The sequence below is a fragment of the Mycobacterium sp. E136 genome, from assembly GCF_001666865.1.
In the GTDB taxonomy this organism is placed as follows: domain Bacteria; phylum Actinomycetota; class Actinomycetes; order Mycobacteriales; family Mycobacteriaceae; genus Mycobacterium.
Window position 1 is genome coordinate 22,347 of record NZ_LZJE01000131.1, and the last position, 6,595, is coordinate 28,941.

7 protein-coding genes are annotated in these 6,595 nt (G+C 67.6%); 4 read left to right on the forward strand and 3 right to left on the reverse strand.

Annotated features, from left to right (window positions below):
• Nucleotides 1-6 precede the first annotated feature (6 nt).
• Together A5698_RS09000 and A5698_RS09005 are read right to left on the reverse strand one after the other, a co-directional pair.
• The gene (locus tag A5698_RS09000; protein WP_156670669.1) at nt 7-951 is read right to left on the reverse strand and encodes an alpha/beta hydrolase family protein; all 945 of its coding nucleotides are present in this window, start codon (nt 949-951) and stop codon (nt 7-9) included.
• Nucleotides 952-989: 38 nt separating this feature from the next.
• Nucleotides 990-1,829: an alpha/beta hydrolase gene (locus A5698_RS09005; RefSeq protein ID WP_068295664.1), complete on the reverse strand. Its 840-nt coding sequence runs from the start codon at nt 1,827-1,829 to the stop codon at nt 990-992.
• A 46-nt stretch (nt 1,830-1,875) separates the two neighbouring features.
• On the opposite strand from A5698_RS09005, the gene A5698_RS09010 reads away from it, so the two are divergent.
• Together A5698_RS09010 and A5698_RS09015 are read left to right on the forward strand one after the other, a co-directional pair.
• Nucleotides 1,876-2,859, forward strand: coding sequence for a sigma-70 family RNA polymerase sigma factor (locus A5698_RS09010; protein WP_502688896.1), 984 nt, complete (start codon nt 1,876-1,878; stop codon nt 2,857-2,859).
• A gap of 91 nt (nt 2,860-2,950) precedes the next feature.
• Entirely contained in the window at nt 2,951-4,075 is a 1,125-nt protein-coding gene (locus tag A5698_RS09015; RefSeq protein WP_068295669.1) for an NDMA-dependent alcohol dehydrogenase, read from the forward strand.
• On the opposite strand, the gene A5698_RS09020 is transcribed toward A5698_RS09015, so the two are convergent.
• A complete protein-coding gene (locus tag A5698_RS09020) occupies nt 4,054-4,515 on the reverse strand; it encodes a MarR family winged helix-turn-helix transcriptional regulator (protein ID WP_068295671.1) in 462 nt (153 codons plus the stop codon). The genes A5698_RS09015 and A5698_RS09020 overlap by 22 nt on opposite strands.
• A 68-nt stretch (nt 4,516-4,583) precedes the next feature.
• Here A5698_RS09020 and A5698_RS09025 point away from each other — a divergent pair, with 68 nt between their 5' ends.
• Both A5698_RS09025 and A5698_RS09030 read left to right on the forward strand, forming a co-directional pair.
• Entirely contained in the window at nt 4,584-5,345 is a 762-nt protein-coding gene (locus A5698_RS09025) for a pirin family protein (RefSeq protein WP_068295673.1), read from the forward strand.
• The coding region (locus A5698_RS09030; protein ID WP_068295681.1) for a PQQ-dependent sugar dehydrogenase at nt 5,323-6,595 on the forward strand (1,273 nt) is incomplete at its 3' end. The genes A5698_RS09025 and A5698_RS09030, both read left to right, overlap by 23 nt.

Sequence of the window (6,595 nt, forward strand, 5' to 3'; positions counted from 1 at the left end):
CCCAGGTTATTGCTGCTCGGCGACAAAGCGATCCAACGCCTCGACAACCTGTGGAGAAAGCGGATCTTTGGAGGCGTAGTTGGCGACGTTGTCGCTCGGGTCGTCGCGCAGCACGTGGTTGACGCCCTTGAGTTCGATGAGCGTCAGCGCGGTGTGCCGCAGGGCGTCGGCGAGCGGCCTGATCGATTCGCACGACGCCTGGGCGTCGGCGTCCGAACACGTCATCAGGACCGGGGTGCCCGCGGGCACCCGGGCCGCCAGCGTCAGCGGGTCGATCTTGTCGGCCTCGACGACGGCATTCACATTGCCCGGGTTGAGCAGCGCGCCCAAGCCCTCGGGCAGCTCCCCCGGGACCGTTCCCGTCGTGCGGACCTGTTCGACGGCCGCGAGCCATGCGATCAGCGCCTCCGGTGCGGCGTTGGCGCGCACCCGGTTGGTGATGATGTCGAGGTAGCGCCCCGTAAGGGGTTGAAAGAGGCCGAGCGAGTGGATCTTCGGGCCTTCCGCATCGGCCGCCAGCGTCATCGCGTGGATCGTGCCCTCTCCGAGGGCGTAGACCGAGATGTGGTCGTCGTCGGTGCGCGACTGGTCGGCCAGATAGCGCACCGCGGCTTTCGCGCCCGACGTGTAGACCCCGCTGACCACCTCGGTGGGCCGCTGGGCGTACGGGCCGAGGCCGGTCCGGCCCGTGCCCACCTTGTCGTAGCGCAGGCTGGCCACGTCGCGGTCGGACAGCAGCTCGGCGAGTTGGCGCATGTTCCCGACAGGCCCGGCGACCTGGTTGTCACCGTTGCGGTCGGTGGCCCCGCTCTCCGAGATCAGCAGTGCGGCGGGTCCCGCGGCCTCGTCGGTCTCGTGGCGGTAGGTGCCGTGGATCGTCAGATCGTCGGCGGTGAAGGTGACGTCCTGGTCGACCCATTCCGTCTCATCGGTCGTCGAGCAGGCCGACATCACGACGATCAGTGAAAGTGCGGCTGCGGCAACTGCTTTCAAAGCTTCGCCTCGATCCACGAAGTGACGTCGTCGAGCACGAGGTCGCGCTCGGGCTCGTTGAACACCTCGTGGTAGAGCTCGGGGTAGACCTTCAGGTGGGCATCGGTCGAGGCGACGCAGGACAGCAGGTGGCGGCTGCCCTTGACGGGGATCAGCTTGTCCTGTTCGCCGTGCACCACCAGCAGCGGCGCGGTCAGTGCCGACGCCCGCTGTGGCATGGATTCACCGACCTGGATCAGCGCCTTGGCGATGCCGGCGGGCAGCTTGCCGTGGTGCACCATCGGGTCGGCCATGTACGCGGCGACGACGTCGGGGTCGCGGGACACCGCTTCGGTGGGCAGCTGCTCGACGGGCAGCCCCGGCAGGATGCCGCCGACGAGCTTGGCCACGGTGATCATCACCGACGACACCCCGTCCTGGGCGTAGACGGCCGGCCCGGACAACACCATCGCGGTGTAGTCGTCGGGGTGGTCGACGCCGTAGGAGAACACGACACCCCCGCCCATGCTGTGGCCGACGACGATGCGCGGAAGCTGGGGTTGATCGTTGGCGGCGATCGTCACCAGGGTGTGGAAGTCGCCGGTGTACTCGCCGATATTGCGCAGATAGACGCGTTTGCCGCCCGACCGGCCGTGTCCGCGCAGGTCGAGCGCGTACGTGATCAGCCCTGCCTCGCCGAACCGCTGCGCGACGTGGTCGTAGCGGCGGGCGTGCTCGGCGTACCCGTGGCACAGGACGATGACGCCGCGAGGCTCCCCGTCGGGGGTCCAGACGTCGTAGACGATGCGCACACCGCCGATACCGTCGAAGCTGCGTTCGCTGCGGGTCGTTGCCACGCAGCGAGACTATCCGTTGTCGGACCCACTGATTAAGCTCGGCGGCGTGACGGTCCTGGCCCACGATGTCGACGACAGCAGCGCCGAGGATGCCTTCCTGGCTGATGCGCAGCGGTATCGCCGCGAACTACTCGCGCACTGCTATCGGATGACCGGCTCGCTGCACGACGCCGAGGATCTGGTGCAGGAAACCTATCTGCGGGCGTGGAAGTCGTACAAAGGCTTCCAAGGCAAATCGTCGGTGCGCACCTGGCTGTACCGGATCGCCACCAACAGTTGCCTGACCGCGCTGGACAGCAGGCAGCGCCGGCCGCTGCCCACAGGCCTCGGAGCACCGAGCTCGGATCCGCTCGACGACATCGTCGCGCGGGACGAGGTGCCGTGGCTCGAGCCGCTGCCCGACGCCTCGAGCGACCCCTCGAACATCGTGGGCTCCCGCGAATCGGTGCGGCTGGCGTTCGTCGCGGCGTTGCAGCACCTCTCACCGCGGCAGCGCGCGGTGCTGGTGCTGCGTGAGGTGCTGCAGTGGAAGGCGTCGGAGGTCGCCGAGGCCGTCGGTGCGTCGACGGCGGCGGTCAACAGCCTGCTGCAGCGGGCACGTGCGCAGCTCGACGCCGTCGGCCCCAGCGAGGAGGACGAGCTGCGGGCGCCGGAATCGCCGGAGGCCCAGGATCTGCTGACGCGCTACATCGCCGCGTTCGAGAGCTACGACATGGACAAGCTGGTCGAGCTGTTCACCGAGGACGCCGTGTGGGAGATGCCGCCGTTCGACGGGTGGTACCAGGGCCCGGAGAACATCGTGCTGTTGTCCAAGCAGCACTGTCCGGCCGAGGGGCCCGGCGATATGCGGTTCGTCCGAACCACCGCCAACGGTCAGCCGGCCGCCGCGCTCTACATGCGGAACCGCGAGACCGGTGTTCACGAGGCCTTCCAGATGCACGTGCTCGATGTGACTGCGCGGGGCATAGTGCACGTCGTGGCGTTCCACGCCGACACGTTCGCCCCCTTCGGGCTCGCCGACACGATGTGACGTGTGCGGAGCAACGGATCGAAGCGATCATCTGCGCTGCTCACGGACGTAATTGACACCTGTTCTGGAACGTGTTCTATAGTCAGCGGCCATGAAGACCAAGGGCGCGCTGCTGTGGGAACTGAACTCGCCGTTCCGCATCGACGAGATCGAGATCGGTGATCCCGTCGCCGACGAGGTCCAGATTCGCCTGCACGCCGCGGGCATGTGTCACTCGGACTACCACCTCACGACGGGTGCCACCCCGATCGGCCTGCCCGCGCTCGGCGGACACGAGGGCGCCGGTGTCGTGACGAAGGTCGGCAAGAATGTCACCGGCCTCGTGGAGGGTGACCACGTCATCCTCGCGTTCATCCCCGCCTGCGGCGAGTGCCCGCCGTGCCTGAAGGGCTACCGGTCGCTGTGTGACCGCGGCGCCGTGCTGCTCGGCGGCAAAGCGATCGCCGACGGCACCTCCCGCGTGCACGCCGGCGGCACCGAAGTCTCGCCGATGAACCTGCTCGGCACCTTCGCTCCGTACATGACCGTGCACAAGGACTCGGTCGTCAAGATCGACAAGGACATCCCGTTCGAGTCGGCCGCCCTGCTGGGGTGCGCGGTGCCCACGGGTTTCGGGTCCGCCACCAACGTCGCCGAGGTCAACCCGGGCGAGACCGTCGTCATCGTCGGCGTCGGGGGTATCGGCATGAGCGCGCTCCAGGGCGCGGTGATCGCCGGCGCCCGCAACGTCATCGCGATCGACCCGAACGAATGGAAGCGCGAGCAGGCCATCAAGTTCGGCGCCACCCACGTCTACCCGTCGATGGCCGAGGCCATCGCCCCGGTCATCGATCTCACCCGCGGCATCATGGCCGACAAGACGATCATCGCGGTCGGCGAGATGAAGGGTGAATACATCGAAGAGGCGATGACGCTGACCACCAAGACCGGCACATGTGTGGTGACCGGCATGGGTTCGATGATGGACGTCGACGTCAAACTCAACCTGTTCCTCTTCACGATGTTGCAGAAGACGTTGAAGGGCAACATCTTCGGTGGCGGCAGCTCGCACGTCGAGACGCCGAAGCTGGTCGGCCTGTACAAGTCCGGTCTGCTCAACATCGACGACATGGTCACCAGGACCTACCGCCTCGAGGACATCAACTCCGGTTACGCGGACATGCTCGACGGGAAGAACATCCGCGGCGTCATCACCTACGACGAGGCGGACTGGTGACCGAGCCGCTCCAGCACCGACTGCAGCACCTCGTCGAAGCCGCGTAGCTGGGCGGGCGTCAGGCCCGCGAACACCGTGCGACGGACCAGCTCGGCGTGCCCCGGCGCCGCCGCGTCCAGCGCGGCGCGCCCGGCGTCGGTGATCGACACGCTCGCGCCTCGGCGGTCATCGCCGCTGCCGTGGCGCTCGAGCAGCCCGCGCCCCCGCATCCGGCGCAGCTGGTGCGACAGCCTGCTCTGCTCCCAGGCCAGCGCGTCCGCGAGGTCGTTGATGCGCTGGGGTCCGCGCTCCGACAGCGTGACCAGCACCTCGAAGTCCGCCAGCGACAGTTCGCAATCCCGCTGAAGTTGCCGGTGCATCTCGGTCTGCAGGCGGCTGGTCACCGTCACGTACTTGCGCCACACCTCTTGCTCACGCTTCGTCAGCCCCACGGAATACATGACACATCATCTATGTTGTCGTGTCCAGTAGCCCCCACCTAGGCTGGGCGCCGAGCGAGAGGTAAGCCATGAACGCCCCGACAGTCGACATCCGGCGCGCCGCCGACCGTGCCAAGACCGAGATCTCCTGGCTGGACTCCAAGCACTCGTTCTCCTTCGGCAGCCACTATGAGCCGGAGAACACCCATCACGGCCTGCTACTCGTCAACAACGATGACATCGTGGAACCGGGCACCGGCTTTGACTCCCATCCGCACCGGGACATGGAGATCGTCACCTGGGTGCTGCGTGGGTCGCTGGTGCATCAGGACTCGACCGGCAACTCCGGCGTGATCTACCCCGGTCTTGCACAACGGATGTCGGCCGGACGAGGAATCCTGCACTCCGAGAAGAACGACTCGTGGACGCTGACCGGCGCCGAGAGCCACACCGAGCCGGTGCATTTCGTGCAGATGTGGGTGGTGCCTGACGAATCCGCGATCGATCCGGGCTATCAGCAACTCGAGATCGACGACGAACTGCTGCGCGGGGGTCTGGTGACGATCGCCAGCGGGATGCCCGAGCACCGCGACCAGACCGCGATCGCCATCCACAACAAGTACGCTGCGCTACACGGTGCCCGCTTGCAGGTCGGCGACAGCATCGAACTGCCGCACGCCCCGTACCTGCATCTGTTCGTGCCGCGTGGCGAGGTCACGCTCGAGGGCGCGGGCCCGTTGTCCGAAGGCGACGCCGTCCGTTTCACGGGTACGGGTGGTCAGCGCGTCACCGCCACCACGCCTGCCGAGATCCTGATCTGGGAGATGCATGCGAGTTTGGCTGCGGCGTAACGCGATTGCGTGCATCGCCGGCGTGGTGCTGGTGACGGCCTGCTCGTCGAACTCCGAGACGGCTCCCGAGCCCGCCGCTCCTTCGCCGAGCTCGCCATCGCCCACCGCGGATGCCGAAGACGGCCTGAAACCCGTCACCGTCGCCGTCGACCCGCAGCTCGCGCAGGCGCCGTTCGATCAGCCACGCCAAGCGCAGGCGCCCGCCGGGTGGTCGATGTCGGTGTGGGCGCGTATCCCTAAACCAAGGCTGGCAGTGTGGGCGCCCGACGGCGCGCTGCTGGTGTCACAACCGAGCACCGGCGAGGTGTTACGGCTGCAGCCCACCGAATCTGAGCCTCGCCAATCGACCCTTCTCACGGGACTCGACCAACCGCATGGACTCGCGCTCGCCGGTGACACGCTCTATGTCGCCGAGAGCGACCAGGTCGACGCCTACCGCTACGCGGACGGGGCGGCGACCGATCCGCGCACCATCGCGGGCAATTTGCCCGACGCGAAAAGCGCCGATCTGCGCGGCGCATACGCGCACGCGCTCAAATCCGTCGCGGTAGGCCCCGACGGCAGCATCTACTTTTCGATTGGTTCGACCGGCAACATCACGGCCGCCGATCGCGACGCCGACCCGCCACGCGCCACGATCATGCGGGTGCCGCCGGGTGGAGGCGCCGCGGAGCCGTTCGCGACCGGCGTGCGCAACGGGACAGGCCTGGCGATCGCGCCGGACGGGGCGGTGTGGACGGCCGTCAACAACCGCGACAACGTCGCCGACCCGGAGACCGGTGAGGTCCGTCAGGACTACGTCAGCCTGCATCCTCCGGAATCGGTGGCCCGGCTGACACCCGGCCGCGAACTGGGTTGGCCCTTCTGCAATCCCGACGGTGGTCCTGCGAATCTGCCGTTGATCCGCGACGTGCAGACCAACGCAGACGGAGACCGGCTCGACTGCTCGGCGTTACCGCCCATCGAGCAGAGTCTCGGCGCGCACGCCGCGCCGCTCGGGATGACGTTCACTGACGAAGCGCTGCCGGCCCCGTATTCGGCCGGTGCCCTCATCGGAGTGCACGGGTCGTGGAACCGCGAGCCGCCGATTGCCCCGGAGGTGGCGTTCTTCGGTTGGCACAACGGCGAACTCACCGACCAGCAGACGCTGGTCGGTGGGTTCCAGTCCGACGACGGCTCGCGATGGGGCCGGCCCGTATCCGCGGTGGTCGGACCCGACGGCGCGGTCTACATCACCGATGACTACGCCG